Source organism: Maribacter sp. Asnod2-G09 (assembly GCF_045063795.1).
In the GTDB taxonomy this organism is placed as follows: domain Bacteria; phylum Bacteroidota; class Bacteroidia; order Flavobacteriales; family Flavobacteriaceae; genus Maribacter.
In genome coordinates, this window is sequence record NZ_JBEFOA010000002.1 from 685,309 (window position 1) to 709,607 (window position 24,299).

Below are 24,299 nucleotides of genomic sequence, written 5' to 3' on the forward strand. Positions count from 1 at the left end.
TATAGTGCTTCATTTCGTTGTAGGTTTTATTTGGCTTATTTATAAGCTAAACAAGAAAAAAGAAGAGAAAGAATAAATCTGCCCTAAACTGAAAAGTTGGTTCTACAATAAATAGGTTGTGACGTTTAAGATTTATTGAATTTCTGATAGACCTTTTTTGCAATTATAAGACCTAAAACACCGCCAATAGCAGATACTACTAAATTTATGGCTAGGCGAAAACCATCAAAATCTCCATTGTTCATTATAGACCACGGGTTAAAGCCTAAACGACCAAAGGTTTTTATAAATAAGATACTTCCAAAAACACCAATTACAGTATTGCCGGTAAAGCCAAAAGAATACTTCTTTTTAAAATTACCAAAAACGTTAGCGGCAATAATACCTATAAGAATACTGATCAATGATATTAACGTACCTGTCATGATGGTCTCTTTATACTAATGCCCATAATCCATATTGTCGACTTTACCCTTCATCAATCTTTTTTGAATGATCATGTAAATTAATATAAGGAGGAACCCTAAAATACCCCAATAAATGCCCACAGACAACCCGTATTCTGATGCTGCAGTATTATAAATAGTTAACGGTTCATGAGTATCGTTCACTGAAGGTAATATTACAGGGAACAAAGAAGCCAACGACGATGTAATGCCACCAACAATCAATAAAGACGATAGTACAAATGCGTGACTGTCTTTTTTTATTTTTTTGATAAAAAACAATCCTACCAATCCACTTAAGTAAATTAATGGAAATATGAGTAAATATGGTTTGTCACCAAAGTTATCTAATGAATTCGGATTCACTACTTGCCATACAACTAATGAAAAAACGGTAAGAATAGCTAAAACAATATTTAGCTTAAAAATGACCCCTTTAAGCTTCGTGTTTATAGAGGAATTAGTTTTTAAGATAATCCAGTTTGCACCATGTATAGCTAGGGTTACCACAGCTATTAATCCTATAATAATTGTAAACCAATCTATAACTCCAGGGTGCTCGGTCAAAGGGCTAAAGCTACCATCCCATAACGGTAAAAAGAAATAATGTCCTTCGTGAACAGATATTCCATTATCGACACCACCTAGATTAACACCTCTTACGATATTGCCTAAAGCAATACCAAAGAATAAGGCTAATAGTAAACTAGAAACTCCAAAAGATGTATCCCAGATATCTTTCCACATTTGAAATTTAAACTGACTCCTTAATTCAAGTCCGATAGCTCTAAAGATTATGAGCCATAAAACGAGTATTAATGGCAAATAGAATCCGCTAAAAACAGAAGCGTAAAATGTGGGGAAAGCCATAAAAAGCATCCCACCGGCAGCGACTAACCAAACCTCATTAGAATCCCAGAATAAGCCAGCAGATTTTGCAATTACTTCTTTGTCTTTTTCAGTTTTAGCGAAGAATAAATGAATGATTCCTGTTCCGAAATCATAACCATCTAAAATAAAAAATACAGCTAAAACAACGGCTATTGAAATGTACCAGAATATTTCCATAATTAATGTAATTTAGATTTAGGACCTTCGTTAATAGTTTTACCGACTAAGACTAAAAATAGTAGTCCAAGTAGCATATATAAAGCAACAAAACCTAGTAATGTAAACAAGGTGTTACCAGAAGAAACGGTTGGTGAAATACCATCGCTAGTTCTTAATAAGCCATAAACCAAATATGGCTGTCTTCCTAATTCAGCAGTATACCAACCTGTTAGGTTTGCTATATAAGGGAACGGAACTAGAAACATAATTGTCCAAAGTAGTGGTTTTATATTGTATAATTTTTTACGCCATAATAAAAAGGCAGCCAATGCCATGATGGCCATAAACACGGTACCCAAACCAACCATAATATGATACGAATAATATAGGGCAGGTACGTTGTCTGGTAATTCCTCTTTTTCAAATTTATCCATTCCATCAATCTGTTTATCCCAATCTTGATAGGTTAAAAAGCTTAATATGTTTGGTACGGCAATTTTGTTGTCCAATTTTTTTTCAACCATATTAGGTTGTCCTATAAGCACTATTTCGGCACCGGCCTCTTCAGTTTCAAAAATACCTTCCATTGCCGCAAAAGCCGCGGGTTGGTGTTTAGCAACATTTTTAGCATTCCAGTCTCCCGTAGGAAAAGCAACCAAAATACTAGAAATTAAACCAAAAATGACTCCGGTTTTTAAAAACAGCTTACCATGTTCAACTTGCTTATTTCTTAGAATATAAAAGGCACCTATACTTGCTACAACAAACGAAGAAGTAACAACAGAAGCTAGTTGATTATGTAAGAACGCAGGTAAGAGCCACGGGTTACTAAACAGTGCAGAGAAGTTTTCTAAAACGAATTTACCGTTTTCTAATATTTCGTAACCAACGGGGTGTTGCATCCAAGCATTGGTCGCTAAAATAAACCAACCACTTGCCCAAGACCCTAAGAATACCAGAAAGCCTGTTAAGAGATGGAGTTTTTGCCCCATTAACTTTTCACCAAAAATAAAGAGTGCTAAAAAGGAAGATTCTAGAAAGAAAGAAAACATGCCTTCCATAGCTAAGGTCTGACCAATTATGCCACCTGTAAGTTCAGAGAATTTTGCCCAGTTGGTACCAAATTGAAATTCCATAGGTATGCCGGTTACGACACCCATGGTAAAATTGATAGCAAAAATTTTCATGAAAAATTTAGCCGAATCATTATATTTTTCAATCTTATTTCTAAGGTATTTCCATTTAAAATAAACTATCAATAAAGATAGGCCCATTGTTAATTGTGGAAATATATAATGGAATGTGATAGTAAAAGCAAATTGCAATCTATCATAAAAAATCATGTCTTCCATAGTCTATATATTTTATAATATGTAGTATGATGACAAAAGTAAACAACACCTGATTTTTAAAGGTAACCAATGTTACATATTTGAAGAAAAACCAAAATAAATAAGAATTTAAATCAAAATATAAGAGCATATAGAATAATGCATTTAAATTCTTATTTGATGTTATGTATTTATGGGCAGAATTCTCTACTCACAAAATTGGGGCAAAGAAAAATCCCTAGAAATAAAATGAACAAATTCTAGGGATTCAGAGATATCATCGTTTGACTTAGTCTTTATATGCAGAAAGCATCCAAACTAATTTTTCTTGTTGTGTAATATAATCGCTCATTAGAGAAACGGTACCTTCATCTTCTGCATCGGCAGCAATTTTAAGGGTAGCTCTTTCTTTTTTCAATAAGATACTTAAGCTCTCTAAAATATTGTCTACCGCCTTATCGCCATCTACCACATTTTCACTGGCTTTAATTTCAGAATTATCAATATACTTTGTGAACGTATGAATAGGAGTGTTACTTAGCGTTAACACACGCTCTGCAATTTCATCGACTTTGATTAAAGCGTCATTATACAACTCTTCGAATTTTAGGTGAAGTTCAAAAAACTTCTTCCCTTTAATATTCCAATGAAAACCTCTTAGGTTCATGTAGAACATTTGATAATTAGATAGTAAATCATTTAAATGATTTGCGATATCGTTAGAGTCTTTTTTATCTAGACCGATGTTTGATAAGTTTGAATTTGCCATAATTATGTATTGTAGTTATTTATTTTTTCGCTTAGGTCGTACACCTGGGTGTTTTTTATTTCTTTTGATACGATACTTGAACCTGCAGCACTTCTATAGCCGCCTGCACAATGTATAACAATTGGTTTGTTTGTCGGAATTTTATCAATAGAATTACGTAATTCATTCAAAGGTATATTAATTGCGCTATCAAAAAAATGACCTTCATTGAATTCACTATTGTTTCTAATGTCTACAATGGTATAATTTTCTTTGTTTTTATCAAAGTCCACGAAATCAAATTCATTTTCTTTTTCATAAACCTTATCTAACGTTAAAACTGCTTTTACTTGACTTTCATAACCTATTTTGGCTATTCGTTCTAGAATAATTTGTCTATCGGCTATACTATCTACGACCAAATAAAACGGTTCTTTAGGCTCAACAATAGATCCTAGCCAGGTTTCAATTTTATCATCAATATTTCTAGCCATGATATTAATGGAATTTGGTAAATGATTTTTCTTAAATATAGCCTCATCTCTTGTATCTATGACCAAAATATTCTTTTCAATTTTAAAAGCTCCTATTTGTAGGGGTATCTGAGAAATAGTACTCATAAAATTTTCAGCACCTGTTTTATTAATAGCTACATCATAGCCAAAATACGATGGTATAAATGGCTGATCCTGCAGAATATGCGTTACAAATTCATCTTTGGTTAAGTTTTTAAAAGCCCAATTACCTATACGTTCATTACCTAAGGTGCTAGAAGAGTCACTGCTCATATTTTTGCCGCAAAGTGAACCAGCACCATGCGCCGGATAAACTAAAGTGTCATCAGGTAAATGATTGAATTTTGTTTGCATCGTAGTAAACATGGCTTCCGCCAGTTGCTCTCTTTTTGCTTTCATGTTACCAGCTTTCTCTCTTAAATCTGGTCTTCCCACATCACCTATGAATAAAGTGTCGCCTGTAAATATGGCTTGTTTAGCATTTTTATCTTTTGCTACAATAGTAATTCCGTCAGGAGAATGACCGGGTGTATTAATTGCCGTGAAGGTTACCTCATTCATTTTAAAAGTAGCGCCATCGTCAAATGTTTTATTCGGATAATCAGCACCTACTAACTCACTCACATAAATTACGGCATCAGTTTCTTTATGAATTTGTAAATGGCCACTAACAAAATCGGCATGAGGATGCGTCTCGAAAATGGCAACAATTTTAGCATCGTTTTCTTCGGCAAATTTATAATACGGTTTTGGATCTCTAGATGGATCTACTAAAGCCATTTCATTACCACTTAAAATTGCGTATGAATAATGAGCCAACGGTTTATCTTCAAATTGTTTAATTATCATAAGAACAGTTTTTAACGATTAAAAAAGAATCGGTTTTGAAAACTGTTCAAAACCGATTTCTATATAATTATAAAGATTTTTTGGCAAGGTACCAATCAACTTTTTCTAAAGTATCATCTTCTAATCGAGCGTTAAGCTCATCTAATGTTTTTGGTGGTGATACAATAACCTTGTCACCTCTTTTCCAATCTAAAGGCATGGCAACTTTATACTTGTCAGAAGTTTGTAAAGCGTCTAAAGCACGAAGTATTTCATCCATATTTCTACCTACGTTTAATGGATAATACATTACCAATCTTATTTTTTTCTTAGGATCGATAAAAAATACTGCCCTTACTGCTGCCGTTTCACTTTCGTTGGGTTGTAACATTCCGTAAGCTTTAGAAACCTTCATGTCAAGATCTGCAATAATCGGGAAGTCGAAATAAACACCTGTATTTTCTCTTACATTCTGTACCCATCCTAAGTGTGCATGAACACTATCTATACTTAAACCTAAAAGTTCAGTATTAAGCTCATCAAACTCACTTTTACGCGATGCAAAACCGCTCATTTCTGTTGTGCAAACCGGAGTAAAATCTGCAGGATGCGAAAACATTACAATCCATTTGTCTTTCGCAAAATCAGACATTTTAATTTTACCCTTAGTTGTCACAGCTTCAAAATCTGGTGCTATATCTCCAATTCTAGGCATTGAAATCACTTGTTCTTGTATATTATTTTCGCTATTCATAATAAATATAATTTATAGTTTTATAATTTTTGATAAAATTAAATTATCAAACAGAATTGTAATGTAACCTTGGTTACACATATAAATTTTTAACATTTTTTTACAAATACAATCGAGCATTACCTTATAGTATAGCTCTGGTTAATAAAAATTAGTACAGTCAAGATTAAGTTGGTTATGTGACTAATGTCACATTAAAAAACAATTAGGGTACTTAATTTTGCAACATGAAGTTGTCAAGCTTTACGATAGCAATATTGTTTACATTCATTTCTTTGGCAAGTAGTTTCAAGACTGCCAGCGTTATGGGCTATTATGCTATGTTTACAAATGATTTTGTAGAACGTTTTTGCGAGAATAAGGAACGACCAGAATTAAAATGTGATGGTAAATGTGCTTTGTCGCAAATGTTATCTCAGAAAGCTGATGATGAAAAGACGCCCATTAATTTAGACTTGCTTAAAAACGAAATAGTATTATTTATAGGATCGTTGACTACATACACGTTTGTACAACAACCTAGAAAAGTGCTGCATAATGTAGTGTATCGTGTTCTTTACGATTTTCATTTTTTTGAGCGTATCAAACATCCACCGGAAGTTTAAAATTTTTATTTCAATCTAATGTGTCTAACGCCTAATTAATAGGAAGTTGGATAGTATTTCAATTAATTAAAAATTTAAACAATGAACCTAAAATATCTTTGGGTGCTTGCGATATTATTATCGACACCCTTTCTATACGCACAAAATTTATCAGGAAAAATCATCTCTGAAATTGACCAACAACCACTTGATGGTGCTCACATTTTGACTAATAACGGATTAGCAACATATACTAATTTTGATGGTGATTTTGTTTTGAAAAATGTTGAGGAAAATGTGATATTGACCATATCATATGTTGGGTATAAAACCATACAACAGCAAGTACTTGACATTAATACTCCAATAGTAATCACTTTACAAGAAGCGCCCATTGCCATAAATGGAGTTTTAGTGACAGGAAATATGAAAATTGATCCTGTACTTACCATAGAGACCAATGATTATGTCAAGAGAATAGTTCAGCCTAGAAATGTAGCCGATCTATTTAATGATGTTAATGGTTTTTCGTTGATTAAAAGAGGTAATTATGCAATTGATCCTAGTTTTAGAGCAACGCAATATGAGCAGTTAAATGTGCAGTTTGATGGTGGTACAAAAGCCATGAATGCTTGCCCTAATCGTATGGATCCCATTACTACCCATGTGATACCAGAGGAAATTGAAAAAATTGAAATTATAAAAGGACCATACTCCGTTAGATATGGTGCTACTTTTGGTGGTATCGTTAACATGGTAACCCAAAAACCAACTGTAGAAGATTATGGTCTTCATGGTAGTGTAAGTAGTGGTTATGAAAGTAACGGTAATTCTATGGTCTCCATGGCAAGGTTGCAACAGGCAACTGAGAAATATGACGTAGCAGGTAATTTTGGTTTTCGTGATTTTGGTAATTATGAAGATGGTGACGGTACAGAAATTCCGTCTTCTTTTAGAAGCTTGGATTATGGAATAAAAGCGGGTGTTAATTTTACTGAAAATCAAAGACTACAAGCACATTGGCGACAGTCTTTTGGGCGCGATGTTTTGCACGCAGGTCTACCTATGGATACCGAAGAGGATAACAGTAGTATTCTCTCTTTAGATTATAAATTAGGGAGTATGCCAGGTCTTGTTGAAAGCATAGATTCTAAAATTTATTATAGCTATGTAGATCATATAATGACTAATTACAATAGGCCAAGCTTTATGATGACATCTGCCATTTCTGCAATTGACGCTACTACGGCAGGTGGTAAAGTAGAATTAAAATTAAAACCAACAGACAATCTAGTCCTATTTACTGGTGTTGATGTTTTGCATATTGCACGAGATGGCAATAGAACACGATTAGTGAAAAGAAATGCTATGGGTATTTTAGATACACCCTTAACATTTGAAGATAAGGTGTGGCAAGATTCATATATAAATGATATTGGATTATTTGCAGAAAGTAAATACCCCTTAACAGAAAAAACAATGTTAACTGCAGGTGTACGTTATGACAATGTTACTTCTGAAGCAAAAGATCCAGAAGCTGATTTTGCTGCTTTATATCCTAATCTAGATAAAAGAACGGAACATAATTTTAGTGGCACAGCTTCAATTAAATATGTGTATTCTCCACAATTTATTATGGAAGTGGCGTATGGTCGTGGTGTTAGATCAGCAAATATGATAGAACGTTTTATTAATCATTTCAGCGTAGGTCAAGACGCGTATGAATATGTTGGTAATCCTAACTTGGATGCAGAAATAAATAATCAATTTGAGGTAGGGTTTAAAGGGAAAATGCCTATTTCAGAAAACACTTCAGATATGTTTAGCTATAGTACATCTTTCTATTACTCGCTTTACGAAAATTATATAGTAGCTATCATAGATGAAACACAGACCAGAAAATTCATGCCAATGAATGAACCCTCTAATGCAAAAGTTTTTAGAAATTTAGATGATGCCTACAAGACAGGTTTTGAAATTATGGCTGGTGTAGACTTCTGTACTAATTTTAACTTTACAACAGAACTTGCTTATGTATATGCTAAGAATAATGACTTAAATGAGTCATTACCCTTGGTACCACCTTTAGTTACAAGATTTAAATTGGGCTATGAAAAAGAAAAGTTTTGGGTGAATTCAGAATATAGGCTCACTGCCCAGCAAGATAATATTGCGTATTCTTTTGGTGAGCAGGTTACACCAGGTTATGAAATAATGGATTTACGTTTAGGTGTAATACCAATGAAGAACCTAACCTTAGGTGTTGCGGCATTGAATGTTTTTGATAAAACGTATAGTAATCACCTTAATTTTGCATTTAATAATCAGGCTGAATTTGGAACAGAGCCCATCAATGATCCAGGAAGAAACCTATCGGTTTTTGTTCAATATGAATTTTAATAGATGAATATAAAAAAGGGACCAAATATGGTCCCTTTTTATATTTTAGTGCCGGTAAAACGAATAACTGAAGCATTGCCAATATGGTAAAGTCCTTCGTTTAATTCTATTTCCTTTTCTTTTAAAATTTTAAGATTTATTCCGTTAAACTCATCTTCTACTTCATCAATATTATAGAGCATGTCTATATTTTTTGGTCCGCCAGAAGGTCTTCCAAGTTGATTTTTAGAGAACGCCTCAAAAATGATATGTCCGTTTGGTTTTAATGATTTTAAAAGATGTTGGTTTGCTTTCTTTCTAATAGCTGCAGGAAAATGTGCGTAACAGAAGGCGATTACATCAAATTTTTTAGTAGCATTAAATTTAAGTGCATCAATTACTTGATAATCCAAATTCAAATTATAAGTAGCAGCTAGTTTTTTAGCTTTAACCATTGCAGATTCGCTAAAGTCGAAAGCCAATACTTCCCAACCTTTAGATAGTGCATAGACGGCATTTCTACCTTCACCTTCGGCAGGTAGTAAAAGAGAACCTACTTTTAACTTATCTAGTTGTTGTTTAAAGAATACATTTGGCGAGCTCCCATAAGCATAACTTTCTTCGTCATAACGCTCGTTCCAAAAATCTTTCATATGGTAATTATTTATGGCATAAAAATATACCCGTCCATTTGGTAATTGGCAAGTACCATCATTGCAGATAGCCCTAATTCTGTATTGGGGTTTAAATCTGCAGCGGTAATATCTCTAGCAGCGGTAGCTTGTGCGCACACATAAAATTCTACCCCGTAATCCTTTAATAATTTTATTACCGCTTCATTTGGATTTTCCTTTTCGTATTTAGCCTTGTATTTAGCCTCGTTTAGGGCAGTGAAAGTAGCTCCACCATGTACAGCAGCGATAATATTTACTTTATCGGCAGAAACACCACCTGCACCTAGCATATTTATCATTCTAGCAATTTTAAAATAACCTACATTAATACCATCTAACTCACGTTCATCTTTAAGATCAAATACAAGATTATATTCTTTGTTAGGGTCTGCCTGAACGGCAACATCCTTAAATTCTTTTATTTTCCCATAACCATCAATAATGGGTGTGGTCCAATCTTGGGCGGTTGTCATTTGTGTTGCCATAAGTACTATTGCAATTAGAAGTGCTTTTTTCATGTGTTCGTCAATTTTAAAAAGAATATAATTTGGTTAAAATAAAATGTTGATTACTACTAATGTCTGCTATTTTTGATTGGAATAAAAGTAAGTTAAAGTATTTAACGTTACTGTAACTAGGGTTACAGTAATAATCATGTGTAAATTATAGTTTCGTTATTTAAATTAGCTTAAGATTACAGTTCTATGAAAGATTTACGTGTATTTGCGAAATTACTTTTTAAGCTATTTATAATAATCTTCGTTTTGGTCAGTCTTGTCTTTATATGGTTATTAACCTATGAACCAAGCACTGAAAATGATGTAATTATTGAAGCTGAAGAAATAGTAGCTAACGATAATTGGCAACCTAAAGATGCCATGGCAGAATTGCCTACTATGCCTGCGACAGTGAAACAGGGGTATTATCTTATTGCAGAAACCTCAAAGTATATGGGACCGAATGCAGCGCGTGCAGAAGATAGATATAGTGGGAATAATTTGGCTTGTGCCAACTGTCATTTACAAAAAGGGGCACAGGCGGGCTCTGGTTCTTGGGTAGGTATTATTGAACGATTTCCTCAGTTTGGTGGCCGAGGTAATAAAGTAGGTACTATTGAAGATAGAATAAATGGGTGTATGGAGCGTAGTATGAACGGCAAAATGCTTCCGGTAGGTTCTGACCAAATGAAAGCGATTGTGGCATATATGAATTGGTTGAGCGAAGATGTACCCGACAATAGAAAGGCAGAGTTTAAAGGATATCCAAAAATAAAGATACCTGCTGTAGCGGTAAATCTAGAAAAGGGAAGTCAGGTGTATGAAAAAGAGTGTATCATCTGTCATGGTGAAAATGGAGCGGGAGTTCTTAATGCGGTCGATGGTAAAAGCTACACCTATCCGCCACTTTGGGGTCCAGATAGTTTTAACGATGGTGCAGGTATGAATAGGGTGATAACATCTGCGGAATTTATTAAAAGTAACATGCCATATTTACAAGCCACTTGGGATAACCCCAAACTGACCGATGAAGAAGCGTATCATGTAGCAGGATATATCAATAGTTTTTCTAGACCGCACAAATTAAATACAGAAAACGATTATCCTGATAAGAAGTTAAAACCGGTTTCTACGCCTTATGGTCCATGGGTAGACGATTTTTCTCCAGAGCAGCACAAATACGGACCTTTTTTACCGATAATGGACTTTTACAAAAAGGAATACGGAATTACCAAAACAAAGTAACCCCATGCGATTAGTATATCTGTTCATTTTTTGTCTACCTATTTTTTCTATGGCACAAGATACTGTAGCGGTAAAGAAAAAAGGAACCCTATCTGGGCAATGGCGAACGTATTACATGATGACGTCAAATAAAGGGGAATTAAAAGACTTTAATGCTTTAGCGACAGGAGGTAAATTAAAGTACCAGTATAATCTACTAGAAAACTTAGAAATAGGTGCTGCATTATATAATGCTACCAATTTAGGATTACAAGATTTAACAATACCAGATGCAACAACCGGAAGAATTAGTAGATACGAGGAAGGACTTTTTGATAGGATAGATTTAGAAAATGATGCCATCTTTTTACTTGGTGAGCTTTATGCTAAATACACCTTAAAGAATCATGCATTTACGTTGGGTAGAATAAAAATCAATACGCCCTTAATTAATCCTGAGGATGGTAGAATGATACCCACTTTAGTTCAAGGGTTTTGGTATAAATACAATAAACAAAAGACATCGTTTCAGTTTGGAATATTAAATGAAATAGCACCACGCTCCACAGGAGAGTTTTATGGTATAGGTGAAAGCATAGGTACATACCCCGTAGGTAGAAATAAACTTGGTAGTGCATCTCAATATAAAGACAACACGACATCTGATTATATTTTATTGTCAAATGTCGATTTTGAAGTAACTGACGATTTTAATGTAAAAATATGGAACCAATATGTAGACAATATATTCAATTCATTCTATATAAAACCTGCTTATAAAATATCTAAATCGTTGACGTTAGAAGGGGAGTGGTTACATCAAAATAAGGTGGGTGATGGTGGTAGCAGTGTAGACTCACTTCGCTATTATAATCAGAGAACTGCAGATGTTTTAGGGTTGAAAATTGGGTATAAAAATAAAGTTGGACTAGTTTCTTTGGCATATAATAGAATACTACCGCACGGTCAATTTATATCGCCACGAGAATGGGGTAGAGAAGATTTATTCAGTTTTCAAAAGCGGGAACGTAGCGAAGGTTCAGCAGACAATCATGCATTAGTATTCAATTATAAAAAAGACTTTACCATTTCAAAAGACCTAAATCTTATGTCGATCTTAAGTGTTGGAAAACATTGGAAACCAGATCCAACCGATGCTACTTTAAATAAGTATGCTATGCCAGATTATACGCATATTAATCTTGATATTTTCTTCGATATTAAAAAGTTCAAACGCTTAAGACCAGAGCTGTTGTTGACCTCTAAAATTGGTAATGGGGATATACCGGACAATGCCAATCTCTATTTTAATAAGGTAGATATGTTTCACTTAGATGTCATTCTTAATTACAATTTTTAAAGAGTATAAAAAAATCTCTGTGTATACAGAGATTTTTTAAAATTAAACATCTTGACCTTTCATCATTTTGTTCCAGTATAAGTAGGGTAGTCCGTATTTTTTTAGCATCCATAATCTCCAGTGCTCTTTAGAAGAATCGTTTATGAGCATTCTTTTCAATTTAGGATCTGGCGTAAAGTTGTTATCATAATCAAATTCTGCCAACACCATTTTTCCATAGTCCGTTACTAATGGGCATGAAGAATATCCATTATAAGATTTAGTTCCCATTTTATGACTATTCATTAAAAGATTTAAGTTGTCAACTACAATAGGCACCTGCTTACGAATTGCGGCTCCGGTTTTAGCGGTAGGTAATGCAGCGACATCTCCTAAGCCAAAGATATTGGCATAGGTATTATGTTGCATAGTTTGATGGTTAACATCTAACCAACCCGCAGCGTTAACTAAAGTTGAATCTTTTACAAATTTAGGAGCTACAGAAGGTGGGGCGGTATGCATCATATCATAATGAATTCCATAACGGTTGCCATCAACGCTAACTTTTACATCCTTATAATTATATTGAAATTTTTCGTCTAATTTTAAGTCATCGACCTTGTTGCTAGAGATAACCACACAACCACCAGCGGTAATTTCTTGACCCATTTCATACCAGGCAATTTGTTTATCACCATCGACAGCCACAAGTTTATGATGAAACCTAAGGTTAATATCCTTACGGTCAACTACCTCCATTAAAGTTTTAGCTATTTTCTTTACACCAAAAATAACCGTACCACCAGTAGCGAAAATGACATCTGTTTTTTTACGGATTCCACTTTTTCTAAAATGACTTTCTGCCAAGTACATTATTTTTTGTGGTGCTCCACCACATTTAATAGGGGTTGTAGGTTGCGTAAAAAGTGCGGTGCCACCTTTGAAGTTTTTAATAACATCCCAAGTATGTTTAGGGTCTGTATAATTACTACATACAACACCTTTATCTATAGCTTCACCTAAGCCAGGCACTAAGCTGAAATCATATGCAAGACCTGGTGCAACTACTAGGTAATCATATGTAATATCCCCTTTTGAGGCAGTGTGTACGATATTATTTTCGGGGTCGAAACCTGTTGCCTTATCTTTTATCCAAGTAGCATTTTTTGGAATAACCGATGACATTGGGCGGGCAGTTTTGTCAAAGTCATAGGTACCGGCACCTACTAGAGTCCATGCAGGTTGATAATAATGCGTATCTGCGGGTTCAATAATTGCAACGTCTTTTGCTTTCTTTTGAGTAAGAAGCTGTGCTGCTACCATGATACCTGCAGTACCTCCCCCAATAATTAATACCTGATGATGTGAACTCATTTTGCTGTTATTTTTGTGAATTTGATAAATATAACAGATACAAAATAGATATTATGTAACAAATGTTACATAGCATTATCAACACGCAAATTAGTCGTCTATTTCTTTAAGTAAATTATTTTAGGGTAATTAAGGTAACCTTACTTTTTAATTTTACAGGTATTAGCGCCAAAAAGTGTATATAGAGGGCAAAAACTAACAAATGAAGTTAAGATGAAAATGGCTGCTATTGCTAATGCTATATAACCCAAAACACCTGTTAAGGCTTCTGTGAAAAATGCAATCAAAAGTATTGCGGCAATGATAAATCTTATGAATTTGTCTGTGGTTCCCATATTCTTTTTCATGATACTAGTTTTTAAATGTTATTTGTAATGTTGACACTATATAGTAGACATACTCAATAGTTATAGTACTTGATATATCTTATACTTTACCAAAGTACTATAAACTAAGAAATTGACATATGACATTGGTCAGCTCAAAACTAATGGCTGACCGTGGTTTTTAAAGTAACTTTTGTTACAGCAAGGCCATAATTATTACATTATTTTTGCAAAAAGCTTTAGAGGAATGGAAGCATATATAGATGCGTTTTTAAATGCGATAACAGGAACTTTAAGTTGGACATGGAAATCAATCATTTTTCAAGTGCCCTGGTATCTTAATTACTTTTGGGGTTTAATATCAATATCGCTTATAGTTTGGCTGTTAGAAATTGTTTTTCCTTGGAGAATACAACAAGGGGTGTTTAGAAAAGACTTTTGGTTAGACGGTTTTTATATGTTCTTCAACTTTTTTCTATTTGCCATTGCCATAAGTGGTATTTATAAATTACTACAAGTGTTTTTTAGTGATATTGGTGTAAAAGCAAATAGTTTGGCATTAATAGATATTTCTGGTTGGCCAATGTGGGGGCAGTTGTTATTGTTCTTTATAGTATTAGATTTTGTGCAATGGTTTACACATACATTATTACACAAGTACGCCTTTCTATGGAAATTTCATCAAGTACACCATAGTGTAAAAGAAATGGGCTTTGCAGCTCATTTACGTTACCATTGGATGGAGAATATTCTATACAAACCATTAAAGACTTTCGGTGTAATGATTCTTGGAGGTTTTGAGCCAGAACAAGCCTATATCGTTCATTTTGCCGCTATAGCAATTGGTCATTTAAACCATTCTAATATTAAAATTACATGGGGACCTTTGAAGTATATTTTAAATAACCCGGTTATGCACTTATACCATCACGCATATGATTTGCCGGAGGGCACTTACGGTGTAAATTTCGGAATCAGCTTAAGCCTGTGGGATTATATATTTAAAACGAACTATATACCGGAAGATAGCGGAGATGTTAAATTAGGTTACCCAGGAGATGAGAATTTACCGCAAGACTTTTTAGGACAGATGACTCATGGGTTTAAAACAAAGAAGAAGTAATACGTAATTACTTCTTCTTTATATTTTTAAAATTAGTCAGATAGTTTACCTGTGGCGCAACTTACAAAGGACTTCGCTTTTGAAAGTACCGAATTATCTTGGTCTAGACTTGGATAGCCAATAGCCTTTAATTTAGTTTTTGCAGTAGCTATATCTTCTTGCTTTAAAGCATCAAAAGAAACTGATGATGATTCTACTGATACCGTTACATTGGTTATGGTAGGTATCTCTTCTAATTTAGAAATAATTGTTTTGGCACAGCCACCACATTTTAAATTTTGAATAGGAATTACTGATGTCATATCTTATTTATTTTATTTGTCTTTAAAACTTATACTCCAAATGCCTCTAACCTCATTTTCTTTATAGCCTATAGCTTCGTCATATGGGTATTTATCGGTCAAAAGTTGTGTAACCTTTGGGTCGATATTTGTTTCTGGTACACCATGGCAATTTAGGCACATGGTATTAGTAACTATAGGGGAATAGAAATTAGTAATTCCATTCTCATTCGTTAGTATAGGTTCATAAGACTCGTTGTTATTAATTTTTGATTTAAAAAACTCAATATATTCAAGCTCTTTTTTACTTGCTTTATTATTTTGATTTCTAGGTTTATCGCTTACCCTTTTAATTTTAGCATTATGAACAATTGCCATACTATCTGTTAGAGGATATGCCTTTTCATTACAAAACGCTACAGCACCTAATGGACCATTTTTTTGAATGTTGAGCATAAGATTCTTACCTAAAACTTTTTGGGTAGTTTGGGCATACATTTTACCTTTTTCTAAAAGTAGACTATCGTTTATTTTAGTATCTATTTCTGGTGTGCCAATGCTCAAAGATGTACTGTCAGAATTGTCTAAAACTTCTTGTTTTACCTTTGGAGAATCTTTACAGCTGAATGCAAAAACAATCGCTAATATTAAAAAGATATTTTTCATAAGTATGACATTTAAACTATGTTGATTGCCTTTAAATTATACTACCCTTAGTAGATAAACTACCAAAAGCTACCTATTAAAGATAGCTTTTGATTTTAATTCCAAGAAGTATAACCTCCTTTAAGATCATATACTTGTGTAAAGCCCATTTTTAATAGTTTACGAGCTGCTTTTTGGCTTCTTGCACCTGATCTACAATATACATATACCGGTTTTTCTTTATTTACTTTTTCAAAGTAAGCGTTAAAGTTGCCACCGTTAAAAAAATCGACGTTTATAGCGTTTTTAATGTGACCACTGTTATATTCAGACGGTGTTCTAACATCAAAAGGTTTGATATTGTTAGCTACAATTTGCGTGGCATATTCGTTCTTGTTAAGTATAGTGATATTACCTGCGGTTTCTTCCTTTTTACCAAAGAGTGTACTTAAAAATGACATAGTATTTTATTTAAAATTAATATTCAACAATAGAAAGAAACGGTCTTGGTATATGACCGTTTCTTTCAATAACCAACCAATAAAAATAATTATAATGTAGTAGGGCAAACAAATTCAGTTACTGGTATACCAGCATCTTTAATATCTTTAAATCCGCCTTTTACATCTATAAGATTATGAATACCTCTACTTTTTAAAATAGATGATGCGATCATACTTCTGTAACCACCTGCGCAATGCACATAAAATGATTTTTTGCTTGGGAACTCGGCTAAATGATCATTTAAAAAATCTAGCGGTGTGTTTTTAGCATCAATAATATGTTCAGAAAGATATTCGGACTCTTTGCGTACATCGAATACCGGTACGTGATCGGTTTCAATAGCTTTTTTAAGTTCATCTGCATCAACCTGGCTTACAGTATCATATTCCATTGCAGCTTTTTTCCAAGCATCGAATCCGCCTTCTAAATATCCTAGCGTACCATCAAAACCAACTCTAGATAATCGAGTTACAGTTTCTTCTTCCATACCAACAGGAGTTACTAGTACAATTGGCTGTTTTACATCTGCAATTAAAGCACCTACCCATGGGGCAAAACTACCATCCAATCCTATAAATATGGAACGTGGAATATGACCTTTTGCAAATTCATCTTGATGACGAACATCTAAAACTATAGCGCCAGTTTCATTAGCCGCTGCTTCAAAAGCCTTTGGCGAAAGTGCTCTTGTACCACGTACTAATACCTCTTTTATATCTTCATAACCTTCTTTGTTCAGTTTTACATTTAAAGGAAAATATTGTGGCGGCGGTAGTAATCCGTCAATTACTTCGTCAATAAATTCTTCTTTCGTCATATCTGAACGTAAGGCATAATTCATTTTCTTTTGGTTGCCCAATGTATCTACCGTTTCTTTCATCATATTCTTACCACATGCAGAACCGGCACCATGAGCAGGATAAACGATGACGTCATCTGCTAAAGGCATAATTTTTTCACGTAAACTGTCAAATAAGAATCCGGCAAGGTCACGCTCTGTTAATTCACCCATTTTCTGTGCAAGATCAGGTCTGCCGACATCACCTAAAAACAACGTGTCTCCGCTAAAAATTGCATAGTCTTTACCATTGGCGTCTCTTAATAAATACGTGGTACTTTCCATTGTATGACCAGGAGTATGTAATGCAGTAATTGTAACGTTACCTAATTTAAACTCTTGATTATCTTTTGCGATAATAGCTTCAAAAGACGGATTCGCTTTTGGTCCGTATATAATATCAGCACCAGTTTCTTTAGCCAAGGTTACATGACCACTTACAAAATCGGCATGAAAATGTGTTTCAAAAATATATTTGATTTTAGCGTTATCTGCCGCAGCTTTCTTTATGTAAGGCTGTACTTCTCGTAGAGGATCAATAATGGCGACTTCGCCATTGCTTTCAATGTAGTAAGCACCCTGCGCAAGACAACCAGTATAAATTTGTTCTACTTTCATAAGTTCATATTTATTATTGATACAAAACTACATTTGTAAAAAGGACTACACAGTAACTTAGGTTACATAGGTATTTAGAAGTAAAACAGCGCTGAAAAAACAGCGCTGTTTTAGTCTTGAATATTACAAAAGTGTTGATGGGCAAACATATGCGGTTTTAGGTAGTGTTGTTTTTGAAATAGCTTCAAAACCACCTCTAACATCAGTAAAATCTTGCCATCCTCTTTGTTTTAAAATTGAAGCTGCGATCATACTTCTATACCCACCGGCACAATGTAAAACAAAGGGCTTGTCTTTTGGAAACTGAGATAGATGCTGGTTAATTTCATTTAGTGGAACGTTGATTGCCCCAACCACATGTTCAGCATCAAATTCACTCTTTTTTCTAACATCAATGATTAAAGGTTTATCTGTTTCATATTCAGCTTCCAATTCATCGGCATTAATTCTGTTGCTTACCTCAAAATCTTTTCCTGAATTTTTCCATGTATCAAAACCACCATCTAAAAAGCCTACAGTATGATCATAACCAACTCTTGCCAAACGGGTAATGGCTTCTTCTTGTTTGTCTTTGTAAGTGACCAATAAAATTTCTTGCTTAATATCTGGTATCATTTCACCTACCCATTGCGCAAAACTACCTTCGAGTCCGATATTAATACTATTAGGAATAAATCCTTTTGCAAAATCTTCAGCATTTCTAGTATCTAAAACTAAAGCTCCAGTTTCATTAGCAACAGCCTCAAAAGCCACGGGGGTGTATGGGGTAGTGGCGCGATCCATAATTTTATCTAAACTTTCGTACCCTTGAATGTTCATTAAAACATTTTTAGGAAAATACCCTGGAGGAGCTGTGAGTCCGGTTAAGAGTTCTTTTATAAATTCGGCTTTGGTCATATCTGGTCTCAACGCATAGTTTACTTTCTTTTGATGCCCTAATGTATCGGTAGTCTCTTTACTCATCATTTTACCACAAGCAGAACCTGCACCGTGGTTAGGGTACACAATTAAATCATCGCTCAGTGGCATAATTCTATTGCGTAAAGAATCGTATAAATAACCAGCGAGCTTTTCTTCGGTTAAATCCGCTACGACGTGTTGTGCTAAATCTGGTCTACCAACATCGCCTATAAACAAGGTGTCGCCAGTGATAATACCATGCTCTTTTCCATTTTCATCTATTAATAGGTAGGTGGTACTTTCCATTGTATGACCAGGCGTGTGAATCACTTTTACCTTGTAATCACCCACTTCAAATATTTGATTGTCCTTCGCCGTAGTTGCTTTATAATTAGGTTTTGCACCAGGACCAAATACAATTTCTGCACCTACCTTTTTTTGTAAATCTAAATGACCACTTACAAAATCTGCATGAAAATGGGTCTCAAAAACATATTTGATTTTTGCATTGTCTTTTTTTGCGCGGTCAAGGTATGGCTGTACTTCTCTTAACGGATCAAATACTGCAGCTTCACCATTACTTTCTATATAATAGGCAGCGTGTGCCAAACACCCTGTATAAATTTGTTCTACTTTCATGTTGTTGAATATTTTGATTTACAACATAAAATTACCCTTTCTTTAAAACGTGTACAGTGACATTAGTCACATAAGCGAAATTTTATTTAAAGAATTCCATGTAGAAAATAAAGGCAGCCATAACAAGAATAAAATAGCCGAAACCTTTCTTCAATTTTTTACCATCTATGAAGTTGCTGAGGTAACTACCAATAAAAATACCAACAAAAGATAGTGATGTAAAAATGGCAAGAAACTTCCAATCGATAAGCATGTTCATTGCATCGCCTAAAAAGAAACCCATTAAAGATTTAATGGCAATTATAATTAAAGAAGTACCTACGGCAACTTTCATTTCAACATTCGCCAGTATGACCAATGCAGGAATAATTAAGAATCCGCCACCGGCGCCAATTAAGCCAGTAATGCTACCTACTATGAGTCCCTCTAATAAAATTAATGGATAGTTATAAGAAACATCTCCGTCCTTAATAGCATTTTTTTCTTTTTTAAGCATAGAATATGCAGCGGGTATCATTAAAATGGCGAAGAGACCGAACATTACCATTCTACGTGTAAATTGAAAGTGTTCAATTTGAAATAAAACATCGGGCATTGCAGGTACCACATAGTATCTAACCAAGGTAACACCAATAATAGAGGGAGTACCAAATACGATGGCAGTACGCCAATCTACGTAACCTTTTAAATGCTGTTGCCAGCCACCGACTAATGCACTTGCACCAACAATAAAAAGGGAGTAAGCGGTTGCAGCTTTTTCGTTAATTGAAAATAGATAAGCTAAAACAGGAACTGCCAAAATAGAACCACCACCTCCAATTAAGCCTAATGAAATACCTATAATTAAGGCACTGATATAACCAAGAATTTGCAAAATTTCCATGTGATGTATTTGATATCACAAAAGTAGAGCGGTGCAAAAATCTTCGCAGTAACATTGGTTACAGAGGTATTATAAATCTAATATTTCTAAATAATTACGGTGAAGTTTAATCTTGCCCATTTCTTCAAGCTTCTTTAAAAGTCTGGAGATTACGACTCTAGAACTATGAAGATCGTAGGCGATATCTTGATGGGTACTATGAATTATATTGTCTTTTGTTACCCTAGCTTTTTCTTTTAGATAGCCAATTAGGCGTTCATCCATCTTTTGGAAAGCGATATTATCTAAAGTGCTTAAAAGTTCATTTAATCTAACATGATAACTATTGAATACGAAGTTTCTCCAAGATTTATATTTGCCGGTCCATTCTTCCATTTTCTGAATAGGTACCATAATCAATTTGGCATCAGTTTCGGCTATAGCTCTGATCTCACTTTTTTTGTCGCCCATACAACATGCCATGGTCATAGAGCAGGTGTCACCTTTTTCTAGATAGTACAGCAATAGTTCATCGCCATCTTCATCTTCTCTTAAAATTTTAATGACTCCAGATATTAATAAAGGCATACCTCTAATGTAGTCACCGATCTCCATGAATTTATAACCTTCTTGTACTTCTTTAAAAGTACCTACCTGTACAATTTCATTGATCAGCTCTTCTTCAAAGATATCTCCGTATTCTTCCTTTAGGTCTTGAATCATTCTTGGTTAATTAATGTTCTTTGCTATTTCTTTATCAAATTTAAAAAATATATTCGCCCAAATAGATTTAGAAACTGCAGCGATCCAAGGCATGGTCAATACCAAAGCGGTAACTATCACTACAAATAATGCGCCTATAGAAAGCTCTAAACCAAAAATCAAGGTTAAAACATATGCTGCAACAGCTACAGCAATACCAACTGCATAGGACACGTACATAGAACCCGTGTAAAAACTAGGTTCAATGCTATATTTTAAATCGCATTTTGGGCAACGCTCCTTTACTTTATTGAAGTTACTTAATTTATAAGGATTAGCCTCAAAGAATTCACCTTTGTGGCATCGTGGGCATTTCAAAAAAATAATACTGTACAATTTAGAACCCTGTGGTAACATGCTTTTAAATTTAAAAACAAAACTATTAGATCTTACTTTTTAGTATTGTAACATTGGTTACATAAGCCGGTCTATTGGTGCTTTAGTTTCTCTTGAAAGTTATCTTTTTTCATAAATACCTGAACTGATATAAATCATATTTTATACAGGCAATGACATGTATGTTTGTGACTAAATTAAAAGTTTATGTGTTCGCTTGTTCAAAAGTATAATGTACCAGGACCTAGATATACTAGTTACCCTACAGTTCCTTTTTGGGATATTAATACCTTTTCAGGAAAAAAATGGGAAGCATCGGTGAAAAAGAGTTTTCACGTTAGTAACTCTGTATCTGGTATTAGTCTTTATATACATTTACCATTTTGTGAAAGTATGTGTACGTTCTGCGGATGTCATAAGCGAATTACAAAACGACACGATTTAGAGATGCCCTATATAAAAGCTGTATTAAAAGAATGGCGATTATATAGAGAGTTGTTTGATGAAAAACCGATTATAAAAGAGCTACACTTAGGCGGTGGTACACCAACATTTTTTACTCCAGAAAACTTGAAGTATTTAATTGATGGTATTCTACGAATAGCCGATAAGGCAAATGATGCGGAGTTTAGTTTTGAAGGGCACCCCAATAATACCACTAAAGAACATTTGCAAGCATTGTATAATGTTGGGTTTAGAAGAGTAAGCTTTGGTGTGCAAGATTATAATGAAACTGTACAAAAGGCAATCAATAGAATTCAACCTTTTGAAAATGTAAAAAATGTAACCGAGTGGGCTCGTGAAATAGGGTATACTTCCATAAGTCACGATATCATATTTGGTCTTCCGCACCAGAAATTAGAACATGTAATTAATACAATAGAAAAGACCAAAGAATTAAAACCAGACCGTATTGCTTTTTACAGTTATGCACATGTGCCTTGGTTGGCAGGCAACGGTCAACGTGGTTATAATGATGCAGATTTACCTGCAGGAGATGAAAAGAGAATGCAGTATGAAGTTGGTAAAGAATTGCTATTGAATTATGGATATCATGAAATAGGAATGGATCATTTTGCACTAGAATCAGATAGTTTGTTTCAAGCGATGGAAAATGGAAGCCTGCACAGAAATTTTATGGGCTATACCAGCTCTAATACCCACTTAATGGTTGGGTTAGGAGCATCGAGTATAAGCGATAGTTGGTACGGGTTTGCCCAAAATGTAAAGAATGTTGAGGAGTATCAGAACTTAGTGGAAAATGACATAATTCCGCTTTATAGAGGTCATATTTTAACAGAAGAAGATCAAATTATAAGAAGACATATTTTAAATTTAATGTGCCAGTTTAAAACAACTTGGAGTGAATTTAAGTTACATCTACCACAAATAGAAAGTATTCTAAATAGGTTAAAAGAAATGGAAGAAGATGGTTTAGTGACCATTACCGAAGGTAGTCTTCAAATAACAGAAAAGGGTAGGCCATTTGTTAGAAACGTATGTATGGCTTTTGATTTGCCATTGCAAAATAAGAAACCAGATACCAAGTTGTTTTCAATGACCGTTTAATTTTAAAAATAGAAGTTCCTAATCTTAATAATTGCTAAATTAAATTACCATGAAAAAAATAATCGTACTTACAGATTTTTCAAATCAGTCAGAACAAGCGCTAAAGGCAGCTGCAGATTTGGCTAAAAAACATAAAGTTGAACTATTGGTAGTTCATATGCTAGAGTTAAACCAGGCAATAATTACTTCGCCAGATGGTATGTACATTGAGCAGACAGTTTTCTTGGTGAAATTGGCAGAAAAGAATTTAAAAGAGTTTTTAGAAAAGCCTTATTTAGAAGGCGTTACCGTAACTCCTGTAATTAAGCATTATAAAGTATTCAGTGAGCTAAATGTTATAGCTAAAGAACATGATGCAGATTTAATAGTAATGGGTTCTAATGGAGCTAGCGGATTTGAAGAAATGTTTATTGGTTCTAATGCAGAAAAAGTGGTTCGTAACGCTACAGTACCAGTTTTAGTGATTAAAGGCGAGGTTACAAATTTAAGCTTAGATCGTTTTGTATTCGCATGCGATTTTAATGATGATAATTTACCAGCTTTTCAAAAAGCTAAGGAGTTTGCAGCGATGCTAGGTGCTAGCATGGAGGTTGTTTTTATCAACACGCCAAACGATGAATTTTTAAGTAATAAAGATGCTTATCAAAAAATAAATAAATTTTTAACTAAGGCCAATTCGGCACAACAGGTTGAAATTTATAATGATTACAGTGTTGAGCAGGGTATTATCAATTATGGTAAAACCATTTTGGCAGATGCTATAGCAATGCCTACACACGGTCGTAAAGGTATTTCCCATATGTTTAATGGCAGCATTGGCGAAGATGTTGTAAACCACTCAAGAATACCAGTTATTACATTCAAAATATAGATACTAACCTAGTCTATAAGCAAGAATAAACCCAAGGCATTTGCCTTGGGTTTATTTGTTTTTAAAAATGATTTATCAAGAAAATTAATGTCATAAATAAAGTATATAAATTCAGTAACGTAGAATCTAATAATTTAATTAAAAAATTGATTTTCAATGATTTATAATTTTATTATATGATAAATATCAAAGTATTTAGGTAGTTAGTGATGAAATTTTCATCGATATACCCTTAATAAGGACAATTTTATCCTAGATCATGACATAAATCATATTTTTCTT

At 34.0% G+C, this 24,299-nt stretch carries 25 protein-coding genes; 7 read left to right on the forward strand and 18 right to left on the reverse strand.

Annotation, left to right across the window (positions count from 1 at the left end):
* Positions 1-125: 125 nt before the first annotated feature.
* The 6 genes from ACJJVT_RS03035 to ACJJVT_RS03060 form a co-directional block, all read right to left on the reverse strand.
* A complete protein-coding gene (locus ACJJVT_RS03035) occupies positions 126-425 on the reverse strand; it encodes a hypothetical protein (RefSeq protein ID WP_405396367.1) in 300 nt (99 codons plus the stop codon).
* A 15-nt stretch (positions 426-440) separates the two neighbouring features.
* Positions 441-1,514, reverse strand: coding sequence for a cytochrome d ubiquinol oxidase subunit II (cydB, locus tag ACJJVT_RS03040; RefSeq protein WP_405396369.1), 1,074 nt, complete (start codon positions 1,512-1,514; stop codon positions 441-443).
* A gap of 2 nt (positions 1,515-1,516) precedes the next feature.
* Positions 1,517-2,848: a cytochrome ubiquinol oxidase subunit I gene (locus ACJJVT_RS03045; RefSeq protein ID WP_405396371.1), complete on the reverse strand. Its 1,332-nt coding sequence runs from the start codon at positions 2,846-2,848 to the stop codon at positions 1,517-1,519.
* Positions 2,849-3,116: 268 nt separating this feature from the next.
* Positions 3,117-3,596 (reverse strand): Dps family protein, encoded by a 480-nt coding sequence (locus ACJJVT_RS03050; RefSeq protein WP_299800192.1) that lies wholly within the window; start codon positions 3,594-3,596, stop codon positions 3,117-3,119.
* Between the two features lie 2 nt (positions 3,597-3,598).
* Positions 3,599-4,939: a rhodanese-like domain-containing protein gene (locus ACJJVT_RS03055; protein ID WP_405396372.1), complete on the reverse strand. Its 1,341-nt coding sequence runs from the start codon at positions 4,937-4,939 to the stop codon at positions 3,599-3,601.
* A 67-nt stretch (positions 4,940-5,006) separates the two neighbouring features.
* Entirely contained in the window at positions 5,007-5,672 is a 666-nt protein-coding gene (locus ACJJVT_RS03060; RefSeq protein WP_405396374.1) for a peroxiredoxin, read from the reverse strand.
* Positions 5,673-5,899: 227 nt separating this feature from the next.
* Here ACJJVT_RS03060 and ACJJVT_RS03065 point away from each other — a divergent pair, with 227 nt between their 5' ends.
* Together ACJJVT_RS03065 and ACJJVT_RS03070 are read left to right on the forward strand one after the other, a co-directional pair.
* Positions 5,900-6,277: a hypothetical protein gene (locus ACJJVT_RS03065; protein WP_405396377.1), complete on the forward strand. Its 378-nt coding sequence runs from the start codon at positions 5,900-5,902 to the stop codon at positions 6,275-6,277.
* 81 nt (positions 6,278-6,358) lie between these two features.
* Positions 6,359-8,656 carry a TonB-dependent receptor domain-containing protein gene (locus tag ACJJVT_RS03070; RefSeq protein ID WP_405396379.1) on the forward strand — a complete coding sequence of 766 codons (2,298 nt, stop codon included), beginning with the start codon at positions 6,359-6,361 and terminating at the stop codon, positions 8,654-8,656.
* Between the two features lie 38 nt (positions 8,657-8,694).
* Here ACJJVT_RS03070 and ACJJVT_RS03075 read toward each other — a convergent pair whose 3' ends face one another.
* Both ACJJVT_RS03075 and ACJJVT_RS03080 read right to left on the reverse strand, forming a co-directional pair.
* Positions 8,695-9,288, reverse strand: a complete 594-nt coding sequence (locus tag ACJJVT_RS03075; RefSeq protein WP_405396382.1) for a class I SAM-dependent methyltransferase — start codon at positions 9,286-9,288, stop codon at positions 8,695-8,697.
* Between the two features lie 11 nt (positions 9,289-9,299).
* Positions 9,300-9,827, reverse strand: coding sequence for a DsrE family protein (locus tag ACJJVT_RS03080; protein WP_299800184.1), 528 nt, complete (start codon positions 9,825-9,827; stop codon positions 9,300-9,302).
* A gap of 186 nt (positions 9,828-10,013) precedes the next feature.
* Between ACJJVT_RS03080 and ACJJVT_RS03085 the strand changes: the two genes are divergently transcribed.
* Positions 10,014-11,051 (forward strand): c-type cytochrome, encoded by a 1,038-nt coding sequence (locus tag ACJJVT_RS03085; RefSeq protein WP_405396384.1) that lies wholly within the window; start codon positions 10,014-10,016, stop codon positions 11,049-11,051.
* 49 nt (positions 11,052-11,100) lie between these two features.
* Positions 11,101-12,390: an OprD family outer membrane porin gene (locus ACJJVT_RS03090; protein ID WP_405396386.1), complete on the forward strand. Its 1,290-nt coding sequence runs from the start codon at positions 11,101-11,103 to the stop codon at positions 12,388-12,390.
* A 42-nt stretch (positions 12,391-12,432) separates the two neighbouring features.
* Here ACJJVT_RS03090 and ACJJVT_RS03095 read toward each other — a convergent pair whose 3' ends face one another.
* Positions 12,433-13,743 (reverse strand): FAD/NAD(P)-binding oxidoreductase, encoded by a 1,311-nt coding sequence (locus ACJJVT_RS03095; RefSeq protein ID WP_303599923.1) that lies wholly within the window; start codon positions 13,741-13,743, stop codon positions 12,433-12,435.
* A 140-nt stretch (positions 13,744-13,883) separates the two neighbouring features.
* Complete coding sequence (locus ACJJVT_RS03100; protein ID WP_405396388.1) at positions 13,884-14,090, reverse strand: DUF2892 domain-containing protein; 207 nt, start codon at positions 14,088-14,090, stop codon at positions 13,884-13,886.
* Positions 14,091-14,316: 226 nt separating this feature from the next.
* On the opposite strand from ACJJVT_RS03100, the gene ACJJVT_RS03105 reads away from it, so the two are divergent.
* The gene (locus tag ACJJVT_RS03105) at positions 14,317-15,192 is read left to right on the forward strand and encodes a sterol desaturase family protein (RefSeq protein ID WP_405396390.1); all 876 of its coding nucleotides are present in this window, start codon (positions 14,317-14,319) and stop codon (positions 15,190-15,192) included.
* 32 nt (positions 15,193-15,224) lie between these two features.
* Here ACJJVT_RS03105 and ACJJVT_RS03110 read toward each other — a convergent pair whose 3' ends face one another.
* The 8 genes from ACJJVT_RS03110 to ACJJVT_RS03145 all read right to left on the reverse strand — a co-directional run bounded on the left by ACJJVT_RS03110 (position 15,225) and on the right by ACJJVT_RS03145 (position 21,598).
* Positions 15,225-15,494, reverse strand: a complete 270-nt coding sequence (locus ACJJVT_RS03110) for a cation transporter (RefSeq protein WP_405396391.1) — start codon at positions 15,492-15,494, stop codon at positions 15,225-15,227.
* 12 nt (positions 15,495-15,506) lie between these two features.
* Complete coding sequence (locus ACJJVT_RS03115; protein WP_405396394.1) at positions 15,507-16,139, reverse strand: DUF3365 domain-containing protein; 633 nt, start codon at positions 16,137-16,139, stop codon at positions 15,507-15,509.
* 95 nt (positions 16,140-16,234) lie between these two features.
* On the reverse strand, positions 16,235-16,579 hold the full coding sequence (locus tag ACJJVT_RS03120; RefSeq protein ID WP_405396395.1) for a rhodanese-like domain-containing protein: 345 nt from the start codon (positions 16,577-16,579) through the stop codon (positions 16,235-16,237).
* An 89-nt stretch (positions 16,580-16,668) separates the two neighbouring features.
* Complete coding sequence (locus ACJJVT_RS03125) at positions 16,669-18,078, reverse strand: rhodanese-like domain-containing protein (protein ID WP_405396397.1); 1,410 nt, start codon at positions 18,076-18,078, stop codon at positions 16,669-16,671.
* 123 nt (positions 18,079-18,201) lie between these two features.
* Complete coding sequence (locus ACJJVT_RS03130; protein ID WP_405396400.1) at positions 18,202-19,617, reverse strand: rhodanese-like domain-containing protein; 1,416 nt, start codon at positions 19,615-19,617, stop codon at positions 18,202-18,204.
* Positions 19,618-19,699: 82 nt separating this feature from the next.
* Entirely contained in the window at positions 19,700-20,500 is an 801-nt protein-coding gene (locus tag ACJJVT_RS03135) for a sulfite exporter TauE/SafE family protein (protein WP_405396402.1), read from the reverse strand.
* A 69-nt stretch (positions 20,501-20,569) separates the two neighbouring features.
* Complete coding sequence (locus ACJJVT_RS03140) at positions 20,570-21,202, reverse strand: Crp/Fnr family transcriptional regulator (protein WP_299800170.1); 633 nt, start codon at positions 21,200-21,202, stop codon at positions 20,570-20,572.
* A gap of 6 nt (positions 21,203-21,208) precedes the next feature.
* Positions 21,209-21,598, reverse strand: a complete 390-nt coding sequence (locus tag ACJJVT_RS03145; RefSeq protein WP_405396404.1) for a DUF983 domain-containing protein — start codon at positions 21,596-21,598, stop codon at positions 21,209-21,211.
* A gap of 186 nt (positions 21,599-21,784) precedes the next feature.
* Here ACJJVT_RS03145 and hemN point away from each other — a divergent pair, with 186 nt between their 5' ends.
* Together hemN and ACJJVT_RS03155 are read left to right on the forward strand one after the other, a co-directional pair.
* Positions 21,785-23,146: an oxygen-independent coproporphyrinogen III oxidase gene (gene hemN / locus ACJJVT_RS03150; protein WP_405396407.1), complete on the forward strand. Its 1,362-nt coding sequence runs from the start codon at positions 21,785-21,787 to the stop codon at positions 23,144-23,146.
* A gap of 49 nt (positions 23,147-23,195) precedes the next feature.
* A complete protein-coding gene (locus ACJJVT_RS03155) occupies positions 23,196-24,017 on the forward strand; it encodes a universal stress protein (RefSeq protein ID WP_405396409.1) in 822 nt (273 codons plus the stop codon).
* Positions 24,018-24,299 lie beyond the last annotated feature (282 nt).